General features: G+C 74.3%; 14 protein-coding genes. 9 read left to right on the forward strand and 5 right to left on the reverse strand.

Annotation, left to right across the window (positions count from 1 at the left end):
• Window positions 1-198: 198 nt before the first annotated feature.
• Complete coding sequence (gene rpsA, locus ACI79O_RS23600) at window positions 199-1662, reverse strand: 30S ribosomal protein S1 (RefSeq protein WP_456877109.1); 1464 nt, start codon at window positions 1660-1662, stop codon at window positions 199-201.
• 214 nt (window positions 1663-1876) lie between these two features.
• On the opposite strand from rpsA, the gene ACI79O_RS23605 reads away from it, so the two are divergent.
• Window positions 1877-2704 (forward strand): class I SAM-dependent methyltransferase, encoded by an 828-nt coding sequence (locus tag ACI79O_RS23605; RefSeq protein ID WP_456915344.1) that lies wholly within the window; start codon window positions 1877-1879, stop codon window positions 2702-2704.
• Here ACI79O_RS23605 and ACI79O_RS23610 read toward each other — a convergent pair.
• Entirely contained in the window at window positions 2679-3170 is a 492-nt protein-coding gene (locus tag ACI79O_RS23610; RefSeq protein ID WP_456915345.1) for a winged helix-turn-helix transcriptional regulator, read from the reverse strand. The two genes, ACI79O_RS23605 and ACI79O_RS23610, sit on opposite strands and share 26 nt — an antisense overlap.
• A gap of 82 nt (window positions 3171-3252) precedes the next feature.
• Between ACI79O_RS23610 and ACI79O_RS23615 the strand changes: the two genes are divergently transcribed.
• Genes ACI79O_RS23615 through ACI79O_RS23625 form a run of 3 tightly spaced genes read left to right on the forward strand, consistent with a single transcriptional unit; the run spans window position 3253 to window position 5516 of the window.
• The gene (locus tag ACI79O_RS23615; RefSeq protein WP_456888084.1) at window positions 3253-3747 is read left to right on the forward strand and encodes an N-acetyltransferase family protein; all 495 of its coding nucleotides are present in this window, start codon (window positions 3253-3255) and stop codon (window positions 3745-3747) included.
• A gap of 17 nt (window positions 3748-3764) precedes the next feature.
• Window positions 3765-3908 carry a hypothetical protein gene (locus tag ACI79O_RS23620; protein WP_456888082.1) on the forward strand — a complete coding sequence of 48 codons (144 nt, stop codon included), beginning with the start codon at window positions 3765-3767 and terminating at the stop codon, window positions 3906-3908.
• Window positions 3909-3923: 15 nt separating this feature from the next.
• Window positions 3924-5516, forward strand: coding sequence for a hypothetical protein (locus tag ACI79O_RS23625; RefSeq protein WP_456915346.1), 1593 nt, complete (start codon window positions 3924-3926; stop codon window positions 5514-5516).
• A 34-nt stretch (window positions 5517-5550) separates the two neighbouring features.
• On the opposite strand, the gene ACI79O_RS23630 is transcribed toward ACI79O_RS23625, so the two are convergent.
• Both ACI79O_RS23630 and polA read right to left on the reverse strand, forming a co-directional pair.
• The gene (locus ACI79O_RS23630) at window positions 5551-6789 is read right to left on the reverse strand and encodes an MFS transporter (protein ID WP_456915347.1); all 1239 of its coding nucleotides are present in this window, start codon (window positions 6787-6789) and stop codon (window positions 5551-5553) included.
• Window positions 6790-6868: 79 nt separating this feature from the next.
• A complete protein-coding gene (polA, locus tag ACI79O_RS23635) occupies window positions 6869-9610 on the reverse strand; it encodes a DNA polymerase I (protein ID WP_456915348.1) in 2742 nt (913 codons plus the stop codon).
• 71 nt (window positions 9611-9681) lie between these two features.
• Here polA and ACI79O_RS23640 point away from each other — a divergent pair, with 71 nt between their 5' ends.
• Window positions 9682-10086 carry a PaaI family thioesterase gene (locus tag ACI79O_RS23640; RefSeq protein ID WP_456888074.1) on the forward strand — a complete coding sequence of 135 codons (405 nt, stop codon included), beginning with the start codon at window positions 9682-9684 and terminating at the stop codon, window positions 10084-10086.
• A 1-nt stretch (window position 10087) separates the two neighbouring features.
• On the opposite strand, the gene ACI79O_RS23645 is transcribed toward ACI79O_RS23640, so the two are convergent.
• Window positions 10088-10726, reverse strand: a complete 639-nt coding sequence (locus tag ACI79O_RS23645) for a GNAT family N-acetyltransferase (protein WP_456888072.1) — start codon at window positions 10724-10726, stop codon at window positions 10088-10090.
• A 339-nt stretch (window positions 10727-11065) separates the two neighbouring features.
• On the opposite strand from ACI79O_RS23645, the gene ACI79O_RS23650 reads away from it, so the two are divergent.
• From ACI79O_RS23650 to ACI79O_RS23665, 4 genes are read left to right on the forward strand one after another with little or no spacing between them, the layout of a single operon-like run.
• Entirely contained in the window at window positions 11066-12319 is a 1254-nt protein-coding gene (locus ACI79O_RS23650; protein WP_456915349.1) for a branched-chain amino acid ABC transporter permease, read from the forward strand.
• 3 nt (window positions 12320-12322) lie between these two features.
• Window positions 12323-13321, forward strand: coding sequence for a branched-chain amino acid ABC transporter permease (locus ACI79O_RS23655; protein WP_456877879.1), 999 nt, complete (start codon window positions 12323-12325; stop codon window positions 13319-13321).
• The gene (locus tag ACI79O_RS23660; RefSeq protein ID WP_456888068.1) at window positions 13311-14411 is read left to right on the forward strand and encodes an ABC transporter ATP-binding protein; all 1101 of its coding nucleotides are present in this window, start codon (window positions 13311-13313) and stop codon (window positions 14409-14411) included. The genes ACI79O_RS23655 and ACI79O_RS23660 overlap by 11 nt, the downstream gene beginning before the upstream one ends.
• Complete coding sequence (locus ACI79O_RS23665; protein WP_456877877.1) at window positions 14408-15262, forward strand: ABC transporter ATP-binding protein; 855 nt, start codon at window positions 14408-14410, stop codon at window positions 15260-15262. Before ACI79O_RS23660 ends, ACI79O_RS23665 begins: the two co-directional genes overlap by 4 nt.
• The last annotated feature ends 237 nt before the right edge of the window (window positions 15263-15499 follow it).

Genomic DNA, 15499 nt, shown 5'->3' on the forward strand with positions numbered 1-15499 from the left:
AGGACCCCTCGCGCCGGGACCCGCCGCGCCCGCCGGGGGCCCGGCGGCACCCGGCGACGAGACCGGCCCGCCCGGACGGGGATGCCGGGCGGGCCCCCTCCCCCGCGGCCGTACCGCACGGCCCCGGACACGACAGAGGCCCAGGACCACCAGGTCCTGGGCCTCTGTCGTGTCTCGGACCGTCAGCCGGTCAGCAGGTCACTCCCCGCCGGCGAGCTTGGCCCGCAGCGCGGCGAGCGCCTCGTCGCTGGCCAGCGTGCCACCGGAGGTGTCGCTGGCCGGCGCCTCGCCACCGGAGGAGTAGTTCCCGCCGGCCGCGGCCTCGGCGTCGGCCTCGCGCGCCGCGGCGATCTGCTTGCGGTGCGCCTCGAAGCGGGCCTGGGCCTCGGCGTACTGCCGCTCCCAGGTCTCGCGGGCCTCCTCGTAGCCCTCGAGCCACTCGCCGGTCTCCGGGTCGAAGCCCTCGGGGTAGATGTAGTTGCCCTGCTCGTCGTACGAGGCGGCCATGCCGTAGGCGGCGGGGTCGAACTGCTCCTCGTCGCCGATGACGCCCTCGTTGGCCTGCTTGAGCGACAGCGAGATGCGGCGCCGGTCGAGGTCGATGTCGATGACCTTGACCAGGAGCTCGTCGCCGACCTGCACGACCTGCTCGGGGATCTCCACGTGGCGCTCGGCCAGCTCGGAGATGTGCACCAGGCCCTCGATGCCCTCGTCGACCCGGACGAACGCACCGAAGGGCACCAGCTTGGTGACCTTGCCCGGCACGACCTGGCCGATCTGGTGGGTGCGGGCGAACTGACGCCACGGGTCCTCCTGCGTCGCCTTCAGCGACAGGGAGACCCGCTCGCGGTCGAGGTCGACGTCGAGGACCTCGACGGTGACCTCCTGGCCCACCTCGACGACCTCGGACGGGTGGTCGATGTGCTTCCAGGACAGCTCGGAGACGTGCACGAGGCCGTCCACGCCGCCCAGGTCGACGAACGCGCCGAAGTTGACGATCGAGGAGACGACGCCGGTGCGCACCTGGCCGCGGGCGAGCTTGTTGAGGAACTCGCTGCGGACCTCGGACTGCGTCTGCTCCAGCCACTGCCGGCGGGACAGGACGACGTTGTTGCGGTTCTTGTCGAGCTCGATGATCTTGGCCTCGAGCTCGCGGCCCACGTAGGGCTGCAGGTCGCGGACGCGGCGCATCTCGACCAGCGAGGCGGGGAGGAACCCGCGCAGGCCGATGTCGAGGATGAGACCGCCCTTGACGACCTCGATGACGGTGCCGGTGACGACCTCGTCGGCTTCCTTCTTGGCCTCGATCGTGCCCCAGGCGCGCTCGTACTGGGCGCGCTTCTTGGACAGGATCAGGCGGCCTTCCTTGTCCTCCTTCTGGAGGACGAGGGCTTCCACCTCGTCGCCGACCTTGACGACCTCGTTGGGGTCGACGTCGTGCTTGATGGACAGCTCGCGCGAGGGGATGACGCCCTCGGTCTTGTAGCCGATGTCCAGCAGCACCTCGTCCCGGTCGACCTTGACGATGACGCCTTCGACGATGTCGCCGTCGTTGAAGTACTTGATCGTCTGGTCGATCGCGGCGAGGAAGTCCTCGGCGGTGCCGATGTCGTTCACCGCGATCTGGGGGGTGCTGTCGGGACGGACCTGGGTGGAGGTCATGTGGTCGAGTGCTCCGGACGGGGGATGCGTAGGGACGGGGGTACCGCGGCCGGGTGACCGCGGGAGCGGGGAGAGCCGGCGCGCGCCGATCCCTTGCGGGTACAGCACTGACAGACCTCTGGCGCATTCCCATGGTACGGACGCGGGCGCACGCGGGTCCACCAGGGTGGGCGACCTCTGCCCGGCGCCCGCGGCGTGTCACGATCGGCGTGTCATGAGCCTGCCCCTCGGTCCCGACGGCTACCCCGCCGCGGGCGGGGTCGAGCGCCGGCCGGCCGGCGCCGTCGAGTCGGCGCGGGCCAACCGCGGCTGGTGGGACGCCGCGGCGCCGGCCTACCTCGCCGAGCACGGCTCCGACCTCGGCGACGTCGACTTCCTGTGGTGCCCGGAGGGCCTGCGCGAGGCCGACGCGCACCTGCTCGGCGACGTCGCCGGGCGGCGGGTGCTCGAGGTCGGGTGCGGCTCCGCGCCCTGCGCCCGCTGGCTGCGCCGGGCGGGGGCCGACGTCGTCGCGCTGGACCTCTCGGCGGGCATGCTCGCCCGCGCCGCGGGACTGGGCCGGTCCACCGGCGTGACCGTGCCGCTGGTGCAGGCCGACGCGGGCGCGCTGCCACTGGCCGGGGCGTCGTTCGACGTCGTCTGCTCGGCGTTCGGCGGACTGCCGTTCGTGGCCGACGTCGAGGGAGCGCTGGCGGAGGTCGCGCGGGTGCTCCGACCGGGCGGGCGGTTCGCCGCGTCGGTGAACCACCCGTTCCGCTGGCCGCTGCCGGACTCTCCCGACCCGGGTGACCTGCGGATCACGTCCTCGTACTTCGACCGCCGGCCCTACGTGGAGACCGACGGCGCGGGCCGCACCGTCTACGTCGAGCACCACCGCACCGTCGGCGACTGGGTACGCGCCGTCGTCGGGGCCGGGCTGGTCCTCGACGACCTGGTGGAGCCGGAGTGGACGCCGGGGCGCACGCAGGAGTGGGGTCAGTGGTCACCCGCCCGCGGGGCACTGGTCCCCGGCACGCTCATCCTGGTCGCGCACCGCTCCTGACCGCGGGCGCCGCACCGGCCGGGGCGGACACCGGCCGCACGTCGCGGGCGCCGGAGAGCGTGTGGCCGCCGTCGCAGACCAGGGCCAGGTGCACCCGCTCGCCGCAGTCGCGGTGCCGCAGCTCCAGGGGCGCCTCGCCGTCCCCGGCCACGTACCGGTCGCCCCACTCCATGAGGGCCACCAGGGCCGGGTAGAGGTCGAGGCCCTTCTGCGTCAGCCGGTACTCGTGCCGCTGCCGCTCCCCCTGCGCCTGGTACGGGACCCGCCGCAGGATCCCCTCGTCCACCAGCGTGTTCAGCCGGTCGGTCAGCACCGCCCGGGGCGCGCCGAGCACCCGCTGGAAGTCGGCGAACCGGCGCACGCCGAGGAACGCCTCGCGCAGGACCAGCAGGCTCCACTTCTCACCGACGACGGCCAGCGTGCCCGCGACGGAGCACCGCGACCGGTCCAGCAGGGCTTCGCTCACCGGGCCAGCATACCGCGCTGAGTTCGCTTGACGAACTCACTCGGGAGGAGCACAGTTCATCTCACGAACCCAGGAGGTCGGGATGGACGTGACCGTGGACACCAGGCCCGTGCGACCGGACGACGGCCCGCGCTTCTGCCGGCTGTGGGACCGGCTCTCGCCGGAGACCATCTACCGCCGCTTCCACGCGCCGCTGCGCCGGCCGCCGTTCGGCGCCGCGCGGCTCGTGGAGGTCGACCACGACCTGCGCGAGGCACTGGTCGCGGTCGTCGGCGGCGAGGTGGTCGGGGTCGCGCGCTACGACCGCTCCCCCGGCGACCCCGCCACCGCCGACGTCGCCGTGGTCGTCGAGGACGGCTGGCAGGGGGTCGGCGTCGGCCGCCAGCTGCTCGGCGAGCTCACCGAGCTGGCCGCCCGGCGCGGCGTCCGCACCCTCACCGCCGACGTCCAGGCCGACAACGACCGCATGGTCGGGCTGGTCCGCCGGCTCCTGCCGGGCGCCGAGCTCACCCCCGCCGACGGCGTCTACGCCGTGCGGAGCCCCCTGACCGGCGCGCCGCTGCCCGCGGCCGCCTGACCCGAGAGGAACCCACCGTGTCCCGACTGCGCACCACTCTCGCCGACCGCCGCCGACTCCGGGCCCGCCTGCGCGAGGAGCGCGCCCTCGAGCGGCTGCTCACCCGGGCACCGACCGTCGAGTCGGTGCACGAGCTGCACGCCATCGCCGCCCGCCGCTGAGGGCACACTGGCCGGGTGACCGGGGGCGACGAGGCAGCCTTCCGCCGCTTCGTCGGCGCCGAGCGCGACGGGCTCCTGCGCGAGGCGCTGCGGCTGACCGGCGACCCGGCCCGGGCCGAGGCCGCCGTCCAGGCCGCGCTGGCCACGACCCGGGTCCGGTGGGGCCGCCGCGGCACCGATCCCGCCGAGACCGCGGCCGACGCCCTGGCCGACGCCGCCGGCCGGCGGGGCCTGCTGGGCGGCGCGGCGCAGGTGGTCGAGTCGCTCGACGACCCCCCGGTCGCCCCGCCCGGCCCGCCGCCGCGGTGGCGGCTGGACACCGACGCCGCCGTCGCCGACGCGCTGGCCCGCGCCCGCCGGCACCGCAGGCGGCGCGCCGGGGCCGCCGTCGCCGCCCTCGCCGCCGCGGCCCTCGCCGTCCCCCAGGTGCTCCCGCCCGGTCCCGCCGCCCCCCGCGCGGAGCGCGGCTCCGCCGCCCCGGACGCCGCCCCCGTGCTCACCGGGCCGACCCGCGGCTCGCTCGCCGCCGACACCACCTTCCTCGACTCGGTGCGGCGGGTGGACTGGGGCCCGCTGGACCTGCCGCCGGCGGCGGAGCGCGGCGTGGTGCTCGCCACCGACACCCCGCACGGCCGGGTGGTGCTCCTGACCGGGACCGCCGAGGGCGACGGCCGCGGCGTGTGGCTGACCGGCCCCGTGGGCGCGGCGGCGGACGCGCTGACCCCGTACGCGCCGGGGCCGCTGCAGCCGCACCGGCCGGCCGCGCTGGTCGTCGGCGGTCCAGGGCCGGCGTCCCTCGTGGTCGTGGTCGCCCGCGGGGACGAGGTGGAGGTGTCGCCGCGGCTGGAGATCGGCCCGCGCGGCACACCCGGCCGGACCTATCGGCCGGTACCGGCCGACGACGGCGTCGCGGTGACCACCGTCCCCACGACAACCCTCGGCGCGGGCACCAGCGTCCGGGTGCTCCACGACGGGGACCCGGTGCACCACGCCGCGGTGCCCGCGCCCGCGCTGCCGGCCGGGACCGCCGACCCGCCGCCGCTGGAGCCGCTGCGGCCGGCCGCCACCCCACCCGTCCCGCGGCTGGTCGCCGAGGCGCTCACCGAGGTCGCCGTCCCGCTGGGCGCCGAGCCGGCCGCGCTCGAGCCGCGGCTGCTGTGGGCGGGCGCCCTGCCGATGGACGACGTGCCGGGGAGCGTGGCCGTCGTCGTGGCGCGCAGCCCGGAGGGTGGCCTGGTCGTCACCACCCGGGCCGGTCAGGTCGGGTCCGGCGGCGGAGGACGCACCGTGCCGTGCGGGGTGGACACCCCACCGGGGACGACCGACGTGGCCGGCCTGGTCGTGGCGCGGGTCTGCGACCTCTCCTCCCCGGAGACCGAGCCCTCGGACCAGGGCCGCTGGCTGGTCGTCACCGCGCCGGCCGAGGCGGTGGCCGCGGACGTCCTGGACGGGTGGGGCACCGTGCTGGCCACCCTCCCGCTCACCGACGGCGGCGCGACCGCGCTGCTGCCGGACCGCGCGCGCGAGGTGCGCACCGTCGACGCCGCCGGCCGCGTGCTCACCGAGGTCACGATCGGCGCCGCCCCGACGACGCCGTTCGGCGGGTGACCCACCGGAACGGCCACCCTCCAGGGCCCCGCGCTCAGCGCGCGGCCAGGTGGCGGCCCTCGACCAGCGGCAACCCGGCGACGAGGACGCCGGCGCCGGCCGAGGCCCACAGGGCTGCACCGGGACCGCCGTGGTCGATCAGGGCGCCACCGACGGCCGAGCCGAGGGCGATGCCCGCGAAGACGCTCACGCCGAGCCAGGTGTAGGCCTCGGTCAGGTTCGGGGCCAGCACGACCAGCCGTACCAGCGTGTTGCCCGTCATCAGGGTCGGGGCGTTCGCCGTACCGGCGGCGATCAGCCCCACCGTCGTCGCCAGGAGCGACCCCGACCCCGCGGCGACGGCGACCAGGACCGCGCCGGCGGCCATCGCAGCGGCGCTGACCTGGAACCGGGTCGCCGGGGCGGTCCGCCACGTCCTGGCCCCGTACAGGACGCCGGCCGTGAGGCTGCCGGCCGCCCACAGTCCGAGCATGGTCCCGGCCGCTCCTGGCGCCTGCTGCTGGCTCGACAGGGCGACGACCCCGACCTCGACGAAGCCGAACAGCGCCCCGATCGCCGCGAAGGTGCCGACCAGCAGGAGCAGCCCGGCGCTGGTCAGTGCCGAGCCGTGCCGGACCGGCGCCCTGTTCCCCCCGAGCTCACCGGTTCCGGCCGGTCCGGGCAGGTGACGGGCCGGTTCCGTGCGGCGCTGCGCGAGGAACAGCCCGGTGCCCACGACGCCCAGCCCGAGCGCGGTGAACAGCCCGGCCGCCGGGGCGACGGCGGTCGCCAGGAGCGTGACCAGCACCGGACCGACGACGAACACCGCCTCCTCGACCAGCGACTCCAGTGCCAGGGCACGCTCCAGCTGCGACGGGTCGTCCAGCAGCGCCGTCCACCGGGCTCGCGCGAGGGCGCCCGCCTGCGGCAACGAGCCACCCACGACCAGCGCCGTACCGGCCAGGAGCCAGGTCGGCGCGCCGGCCAGGCTCGCCACCACCAGCCCGCTCACGGCCGCGGCGTGCACGAGGACCTGCGGCAGCACGACCGCTCGCTGCCCGTGCACGTCGACCAGGCGCGAGACCTGCGGGCCGACGACGCCCTGCGCGGCGGAGATCGCACCGGCCACCAGCCCCGCCACGGCGTACGACCGGCCGAGCTGCACCAGCAGCAGCACCGACCCCAGGCCGAGCATCGCCTGCGCCAGCCGCACCAGCGTGGCCGACGCACTGAACGCGAACGCGCCGGGCACGCGGAGCACCGACACGTAGCCCGTCGGCCTGGCAGCGGCCACGTCGTCACACCCCTCGCCCGCTGACCCGGTGCCGCGCTCCACGTTGCCCATGCGAGCGGGGCGTGGGGGGTGGTCGTTCCTAGTGGGCGGCGGCGTCCCAGCTGTGGCCCACGCCGACCGACACCTCCAGCGGCACCGACAGCTGCGCCGCCCCGGCCATCTCCCGGCGGACGACCGCCTCCAGCGCCTCCCGCTCCCCCGGCGCCACCTCGAGGACGAGCTCGTCGTGCACCTGCAGCAGCATCCGCGAGGACAGGCCCTCGGCCTCGATCGCCCGCTCGACGCCGAGCATGGCGACCTTCATGACGTCGGCCGCCGACCCCTGGATCGGCGCGTTGAGCGCCATCCGCTCGGCCATCTGCCGCCGCTGCCCGTTGTCGCTGGTCAGGTCGGGCAGGTAGCGCCGCCGGCCCAGCGTGGTCTCGGTGTAGCCGCGCAGCCGCGCCTCCTCGACGACGCCGTCGAGGTAGTCGCGGATCCCCCCGAAGCGCTCGAAGTAGGCGTGCATCTGGCCGCGCGCCTCCTCCGGGGTGATCCGCAGCTGCTGCGCGAGCCCGTAGGCGCTCAACCCGTAGGCCAGGCCGTAGCTCATCGCCTTGATCCTGCGGCGCATCTCCGGGTCGACCTGGTCGATCGGGATGTCGTAGGCCCGCGAGGCGACGAAGGAGTGCAGGTCCTCCCCCGAGGTGAACGCCTCGATCAGCCCGGCGTCCTCGGACAGGTGCGCCATCAGCCGCATCTCGATCTGGCTGTAGTCGGCCGTCATCAGCGACTCGTGGCCCGGCCCGACGACGAACGCCTGCCGGATGCGGCGGCCCTCGGCGGTGCGGATCGGGATGTTCTGCAGGTTCGGGTCGATCGAGGACAGCCGGCCGGTGGCGGCGATGGTCTGCTGGAACGTCGTGTGGATGCGCCCGCCGTCGTCGACCATCGGGATCAGCCCGTCGATGACCGTGCGCAGCCGGGTGACGTCGCGGTGGCGCAGCAGGTGCTCGAGGAAGGGGTGGCCGGTCTGCGCCAGCAGCCAGGTCAGCGCGTCGGCGTCGGTGGTGTACCCGCTCTTGATCTTCTTGGTCTTGGGCAGGCCGAGCTCGTCGAACAGCACGGTCTGCAGCTGCTTGGGCGAGCCGAGGTTGATCTCCCGGCCGATGACGGCGTAGGCCTCGGCGGCCGCGGCCGCGACGCCGTCGGCGAACTCCCGCTGCAGCTCTGTGAGCAGGTCCATGTCGACGGCGATGCCGCGCTGCTCCATCCGGGCCAGCACCCGGGTCAGCGGCAGCTCGAGCTGGTCGAGCAGGTGGTCCCCGCCCTTCTGGCCGAGCACCTGCTCGAGGGCGTCGGAGAGGTCGTTGACCGCGACGGCCTTGAGGACGTCGGCGTGCGCGGCCTCCGCGGCCAGGTCGGCCTCGCTCGGGCCCATGCCGTCGAGGGTCAGCTGCGCCTCGGGGGCCGCGTCGTCCTTGAGCTCGCGGCGCAGGTACCGCACCGCCAGGTCGGCGAGGTCGAACGAGCGCTGACCGGGCGTGGCGAGGTAGGCCGCGAGCGCGGTGTCGCTGACCAGGCCCTGCAGGTCCCAGCCGCGGGCCCACACCGCCAGCAGCGGGCCCTTGACGTCGTGGGCGACCTTCTCGGTGGCGGGGTCGGCCAGCCAGCCGGCCAGCGCCTGCTCGTCGGCGGGGTCGAGGCCGGGGCCCAGGTCGACGAACACGGCGCGGTCGTCGGCGGCGGCCAGCGCGATGCCGGCCAGCTCGCCGGTGCCCCGGCCCCACGTCCCGCGGAGGACCAGCCCGGTGCGGCCGGTGCGCGCGTGCGCGTCGAGCCAGGCGCCCAGCCCGCCGGCGGGGACGTCGTCGGCGGTGACGTCGAACCCGCCCTCGACCTCCGGCTCGGCGCTGCTGAGCGTGGCGAACAGCCGGTCGCGCAGCACGCGGAACTGCAGGTTGTCGAAGAGGGTGTGCACCTCGTTGCGGTCCCACGCGCGCAGCGCGAGGTCCTGCGGGCCGACGTCGAGGGGCACCGAGCGGTCGAGCTCGGTGAGCCGCCGGTTCTGCAGCACCGAGGACAGGTGCTCGCGCAGCTTCTCGCCGACCTTGCCCTTGACCGTGTCCACCCGGTCGACCAGCTCGTCGAGGGAGCCGTACTCGCGGACCCACTTGGCCGCGGTCTTCTCCCCGACACTCGGGATGCTGGGCAGGTTGTCGCTCGGGTCGCCCCGCAGCGCGGCGAAGTCGGGGTACTGCTGCGGCGTCAGCCCGTACTTGGCCTCGACCTCCTCCGGCGTGAACCGGGTCAGGTCGGAGACGCCCTTGCGCGGGTACAGGACGGTGACGTGCTCCCCGACCAGCTGCAGCGCGTCGCGGTCGCCGGTGCAGATGAGCACGTCCATGCCTTGGGCGACGGCCTGCACGGTGAGCGTGGCGATGACGTCGTCGGCCTCGTAACCCGGCGCGGTGACCGCCGGGATCCGCAGCGCCGCCAGGACCTCCTGGATGAGGCTCACCTGGCCGCGGAAGTCGGTCGGGCTCTCGGTGCGGTTGGCCTTGTACTCGGCGTAGATCTCGCTGCGGAAGGTCTGCCGGCCGACGTCGAAGGCCACCGCGAGGTGCGTGGGCTGCTCGTCGCGCAGCACGTTGATCAGCATCGAGGTGAAGCCGTAGACGGCGTTGGTCGGCTGGCCCGTCGTGGTGGAGAAGTTCTCGACCGGGAGCGCGAAGAAGGCCCGGTAGGCCAGCGAGTGCCCGTCGAGGAGCAGCAGCCGCGGCCGCTGCTCCGGCGAGGAGGGCTGGACGGCGGGCGCGGGGGTGGCAACCGGAGCGGACATCACCGTCGATCCTAGGTGCGGGCCACGACGTTCCCGGCCCCGGCGGACCGGGCTGGCTACCGTGCCACGACGTGAGCACCCCTCCCCCGGACTGGCTCCCGCCGAGCGCCGCCAGCCCCCTCGACGACAAGCTGGGCATCGAGATCGTCGACTTCGCCCCCGACCGGCTGGTGGCCACGATGCCCGTCGAGGGCAACCAGCAGCCCTTCGGCCTGCTGCACGGCGGCGCGACCTGCTCGCTGGTGGAGACGATCGGCTCCTGGGCGGCGCTGATCAACGCCGGGCCGGGGCGGCGGGCCGTCGGCGTGGAGCTCAACGCGAGCTACCTGCGCGCGGCCACCTCGGGCACGGTCACCGCCGTCTGCACCCCCGCGCGCATCGGGCGGACGCTGTCGACGTTCCTCGTCCAGGTGACCGACGAGTCCGGCCGCACCACCGCCACCGCCCGGCTGACCTGCGCGATCCTCCCCGCCTAGCTCACCCGTCGGCGGCCGCGGTGACCACGGGCACCGGGCGGGGCGGCAGCGGACGCCGCCGCGGCAGGCGGCGCGGCAGGGGCAGCCCGCCGCGCTGCCAGGTCGCCAGGGCCCGGGCCAGCGTCTCCCGCGGCACGATCCGGCGGGTGGTCAGCGGCGCGAAGCCCATCCGCGCGAAGAAGCGCTGCCGCTCGGCCTCGTGCCCGCCCACCGCGGCGACCACGTGCAGGGCGCCGAGCTCCCCGGCGTAGGCCGCCGCGGCCGCCAGCAGCGCGGTGCCCGCGCCCCGGCGCCGGTGGTCGCGGTGGACGACCAGGTTGTCGACGGTGACCTGCGGGACGCCGAGCACGGTCGACAGCGGGTCCAGCCCCAGGACGGCGAGACCGACGACCACCTCACCGGCCGAGGCGGCACCCGGTGCGTTGGCACCCGGGAGGACGGCGAGGACCACGCGGTGACCGGGGTCGGTCAGCAGCCGGCGGAACCCCACCGCGGCGGCCGCTCCCGGGGTCTGCCCGGTCAGGACGCCCTCGGCGTGCGCCTCGGCCCGGTGCTGGCGCACCAGCGCGAGGACCGAGGACAGGTCGTCGGGACGCGCCGTGCGCGTCGTGACGCGGGACCACTGACCGGTTGCTGGCACGGGAGCCCTCCCTGGACGGTGCCGGGATCGTCCACCCCGCGCGGCCCGCGGCCCCTTCCGACGCGCCGGGGTGGGACGGGTGTGGCGTCGGCCGGCGGGTCCCCGGAGGTCGCGCTCAGGTCACAGCTCGGCGTCGGGGGGGTGGGCAGGCGAGGGTGCTGGGTTACCGTCACGCCCCACCGCACGCTGTGACGGTGGGCACGAGCGTGCCCGTCAGTCACCGCCCACCACGAGCACTGCCACGACCAGGGAGGTTGTGTGAGGCACCCGTCAGCCACTGCCGGGCCACCTCGGCCGCACCGGAGCGCGATCCGCCCGGGCCCGGGGGCCGCCCGCAGGGTGCTGCTCCGGCTCCTGCTGGTCCTCGTCGCCGCCACCGGGCTCGCCGTGCTGGTCCCCGGCGTCGCGAGCGCCGAGGGCGAGCAGGTCATCGGCACGCTGCAGACCAGCCGGTCCGGCCCCATCGAGGGCATCGAGGTGACGGTCAGCACCGCCGCCGGTGACGAGGTCGACAGCGTCGAGACCGACGAGGAGGGCCGCTTCGCCATCGACGTCCCCGGTCCCGGCCAGTACACCGTCACCATCGACGCCGACTCGTTGCCCGAGGGCGTCGTCATCACCGGCGAGGACAGCCGCACCGTCACCGTCGACACCGGACGGCGGCAGCCGGTGCAGTTCGGCCTGAACGACGGCAGCACGGGCGGTGGCGGCGGCAACGTCCGGGCCATCCAGCTGCTGGTCGACGGGCTGCGCTTCGGCCTGTTGATCGCGGTGTGCGCGGTCGGCCTGTCGCTGATCTTCGGCACCACCGGGCTGACCAACTTCGCGCACGGCGAGCTGGTCACGATCGGTGCGGTGTTCGCCTGGTGGGTCAACACCGGTCTCGGCGTGCCGCTCCTCCCGGCGGCGATCATCGCCATCATCGGGGGCGCCGCGTTCGGTGCGCTCAACGAGCTGGGCCTGTGGCGCCCGCTGCGCCGCCGCGGCACCGGCCTGGTCGCCGCGCTCGTCGTCTCGATCGGCCTGTCGCTGGTGCTGCGCTACCTCATCCAGATCCTCTACGGCGGGTCCTCGAACCCGTACCAGGGCCTGGGCACCTCCAGGGCAGTGGACTACGGACTGTTCCGCCTCACCAACCAGTCGCTGGTGTCGATCGTCATCTCCGTCGTCGTGCTGGTCCTGGTCGCGGTCATGCTGCAGCGCACCAAGATCGGCAAGGCCATGCGGGCCGTCTCCGACAACCGCGACCTGGCCGCGTCCTCGGGCATCAACGTCAACCGGGTGATCCTGGTGGTCTGGATGATGGGCGGTGGGCTGGCCGCCCTCGGCGGCGTGCTGCTCGGGCTGTCCGACCAGGTCCGCTGGGACATGGGCTTCCAGTTGCTGCTGCTCATGTTCGCCGGCGTCACCCTCGGCGGGCTCGGCACCGCCTACGGCGCCCTGGTGGGCAGCGTCATCGTCGGCGTCTTCGTCCAGATGTCGACGCTCGTGATCCCCAACGACGTCAAGTACGTCGGCGGGCTGCTGCTCCTCATCGTCATACTCGTCATCCGGCCCCAGGGGATCCTGGGCAGCCGCACCCGGATCGGCTGAGCCATGGGCGACCTCGTCAACGCACTCGCCGTCGCCGGCAAGTCGGCTCTCGGCTTCCAGGCGGTGTTCTTCGCACTGCTGGCCATCGGCCTCAACGTGCACTTCGGCTACACCGGACTGCTCAATTTCGGCCAGATCGGATTCGCCCTGCTCGGCGGCTTCGGCATCGCCGTCTCCGTCTCCCAGTGGGGCTGGAACTTCTGGGTCGGGGTGGTCGTCGGCCTCGTGGCGGCCGTCGTGCTCGCGCTGCTGCTGGGTCTGCCGACCCTGCGGCTGCGCGCGGACTACCTGGCGATCGCCACCATCGCGGCGGCGGAGGGGCTGAGACTGCTCTTCCGGTCGGTGTCGGCCAGCGAGGTCACCGGTGGCACCCGCGGCCTGGCGGCCTTCAACGGTGACTTCATCGCCCTGGCCCCCTGGGACACCGCGACGCGCTACCGCATCCTCGGCACCAGCTGGTCCGGCGGGGAGCTGTGGGTGGCACTGGTCGGCTGGGTGCTCGTCGCCCTGCTGTGCGTCCTCGTCTGGTTGCTCGTGCGCAGCCCCTGGGGCCGCGTGCTCAAGGCGATCCGCGAGGACGAGGATGCCGTGCGCGCCCTCGGCAAGAACGTCTACCTGTACAAGATGCAGTCGCTCGTGCTCGGCGGTGTGATCGGCGCCTTCGGTGGCATGTTCTACGTGGTGGGCACCGGCGCGGCGAACCCGGACCAGTTCCAGAACGCCAACACCTTCCTGGCGTACGCCGCCCTGATCCTCGGCGGCGCCGGGCGCGTCCTCGGTCCGGTGGTGGGCGCGATCATCCTGCTGTTCGTGATCCAGTTCGCCGACACCGGCCTGCGGCTGCTGATCGACAACGGGATCATCCCCGAGGGGCTGCTCTCCTCGACCGACGTGGCGCAGATCCGGTTCGTGCTGGTGGGCCTGGGTCTGATGCTGCTGCTGATCTTCCGGCCACAGGGCATCTTCGGCGACCGACGAGAGGTGATGCTCGATGCGCGCTGACCCCAACCCCCACGGCGCCTCGGCGTCGGGGGCCTCGGCGTCCGGTGCTGCGGCGTCCGGCGCAGGCGCCTCGGCCTCCGGCGCGTCGGAGTCCGGCGCCTCCCTGCAGAAGCCGGGCACCTGGCAGCGTGGGGACGCCCCGCAGCGGCTGGCGCAGACGGCGCTGCGGGACGTCCCCTGGGAGGTGGGCGTCGCCAAGCCCGACCCGGCGATCGTCGTCGACGGCGTGACCCGCACCTTCGGCGGTCTGACGGCGGTCGCCGTCGACCACCTCGAGGTGCAGCGCGGCGGCATCACCGGCCTGATCGGGCCCAACGGCGCCGGCAAGACGACGCTGTTCAACCTGCTGACCGGCTTCGACCAGCCCAACACCGGCACCTGGTCGTTCGACGGCCGGCCGCTGGGCAAGCTCGCCCCGCACCAGGTGGCCCGACTCGGCGTCGTCCGCACCTTCCAGCTCACCAAGGCGCTGTCCCGGCTCACCGTGCTGCAGAACATGCTGCTCGGCGCGCAGGGGCAGCGCGGCGAGAGCTTCTTGCGCGCCCTGGTCCCCGGCACCTGGCGGACGCAGGAGCGGGACAACACCGCGAAGGCCATGGACCTGCTGCGGCGGTTCAAGCTCGACGCCAAGAAGGACGACTTCGCCGGCACGCTCTCCGGTGGTCAGCGCAAGCTGCTGGAGATGGCGCGGGCGCTGATGAGCGACCCGAAGGTCGTCATGCTCGACGAGCCGATGGCCGGCGTGAACCCGGCGCTCACCCAGAGCCTGCTCGGCCACGTCAAGGACCTCCGTGAGGAGGGCATGACGGTGATCTTCGTCGAGCACGACATGGACGTCGTCCGGGACATCAGCGACTGGGTGGTCGTCATGGCCGCCGGCAGGGTCATCGCCGAGGGCCCGCCGGAGTCGATCAGCCAGAACCAGGCCGTGGTCGACGCCTACCTCGGTGCCCACCACGACGCCCCGCTCACCGTCGAGGAGGAGGACCAGGTCCTCGCCGAGGCCGAACGCAGGATCGCCGCGGAGGAGAACGTCCCCCAGGGCGATGTCATCAGCTCGGACGTCGAGCGCGAGGGGAACGATCGATGAGCGAGCCGCTGTTCGAGGTCGACGAATCGGGCGAGGGCCTGACGCGGGCGGAGGAAGCGGCGTCGTCGACGGAGCTGTCCCCCGCCGAGAAGGCGGCCACCCGCGAGGAGCACCTGCGCCTCGCCGAGGGTGCGCTGGTGCGTGCCGACGACCTCGTCGCGGGCTACGTACCCGGCGTCAACATCCTGCGCGGCTGCGACTTCTACCTGCAGGACGGCGAGCTTGTCGGCATCATCGGGCCGAACGGTGCCGGCAAGTCCACGCTGCTCAAGACGCTGTTCGGGCTCATCCCGGTGCGCTCGGGCTCGGTGAAGCTGCGCGGGGAGGACATCACCTCCGCGCCGGCGCACCGACTGGTGTCACTCGGGGTCGGATACGTCCCGCAGAACAACAACGTGTTCCCCTCGCTGACCATCGAGGAGAACATGCAGATGGGCGTGTACCTGCGGTCGAAGACGTTCAAGGAGCGGTTCGACTACGTCATCGACCTGTTCCCGCTGCTCGGTGAGCGGCGCAAGGGCAAGGCCGGGTCCCTGTCGGGCGGCGAGCGGCAGATGGTCGCCATGGGCCGGGCGCTGATGATGGACCCCTCGGTCCTGCTGCTCGACGAGCCGTCGGCCGGCCTCTCCCCCGCCTACCAGGACGAGGTCTTCATCCGCTGCCGGCGGATCAACGCCACCGGCGTCTCGATCATCATGGTCGAGCAGAACGCCCGCCGCTGCCTGCAGATCTGCGACCGCGGCTACGTGCTCGACCAGGGCCGCAACGCCTACACCGACACCGGCCAGTCGCTGATGACCGACCCGAAGGTGATCGAGCTCTACCTGGGGACCCTCGCCAAGGCGCAGTGACCCCTGGAGGGCCTGCCCTCCCGAACGGCGACGAGGCCGGCGTCCCCACGGGGACGCCGGCCTCGCTCGTGTGCGCCGGCCTCGCCGTGCGCGCCGGTCCGGGCCGGGACACGCGGTACCGCGCGGACCGACGGCGGCGCCGTCCCCACCGCGCGGGGGGGGGGGGGGGGGGGGGGGGGGGGGGGGGGGGGGGGGGCCGGGGGGGGGGGGGGGGGGGGGGCCGCCCGCTGTAACACT

This window comes from Geodermatophilus sp. SYSU D00696, assembly GCF_054050235.1.

Bases quoted from the DNA above. Each gene is read 5' to 3' on its own strand.
- rpsA (WP_456877109.1), bottom strand. From the start codon at position 1,662: ATGACCTCCACCCAGGTCCGTCCCGACAGCACCCCCCAGATCGCGGTG.
- ACI79O_RS23605 (WP_456915344.1), top strand. From the start codon at position 1,877: ATGAGCCTGCCCCTCGGTCCCGACGGCTACCCCGCCGCGGGCGGGGTC.
- ACI79O_RS23615 (WP_456888084.1), top strand. From the start codon at position 3,253: ATGGACGTGACCGTGGACACCAGGCCCGTGCGACCGGACGACGGCCCG.
- polA (WP_456915348.1), bottom strand. From the start codon at position 9,610: ATGTCCGCTCCGGTTGCCACCCCCGCGCCCGCCGTCCAGCCCTCCTCG.
- ACI79O_RS23655 (WP_456877879.1), top strand. From the start codon at position 12,323: ATGGGCGACCTCGTCAACGCACTCGCCGTCGCCGGCAAGTCGGCTCTC.
- ACI79O_RS23660 (WP_456888068.1), top strand. From the start codon at position 13,311: ATGCGCGCTGACCCCAACCCCCACGGCGCCTCGGCGTCGGGGGCCTCG.
- ACI79O_RS23665 (WP_456877877.1), top strand. From the start codon at position 14,408: ATGAGCGAGCCGCTGTTCGAGGTCGACGAATCGGGCGAGGGCCTGACG.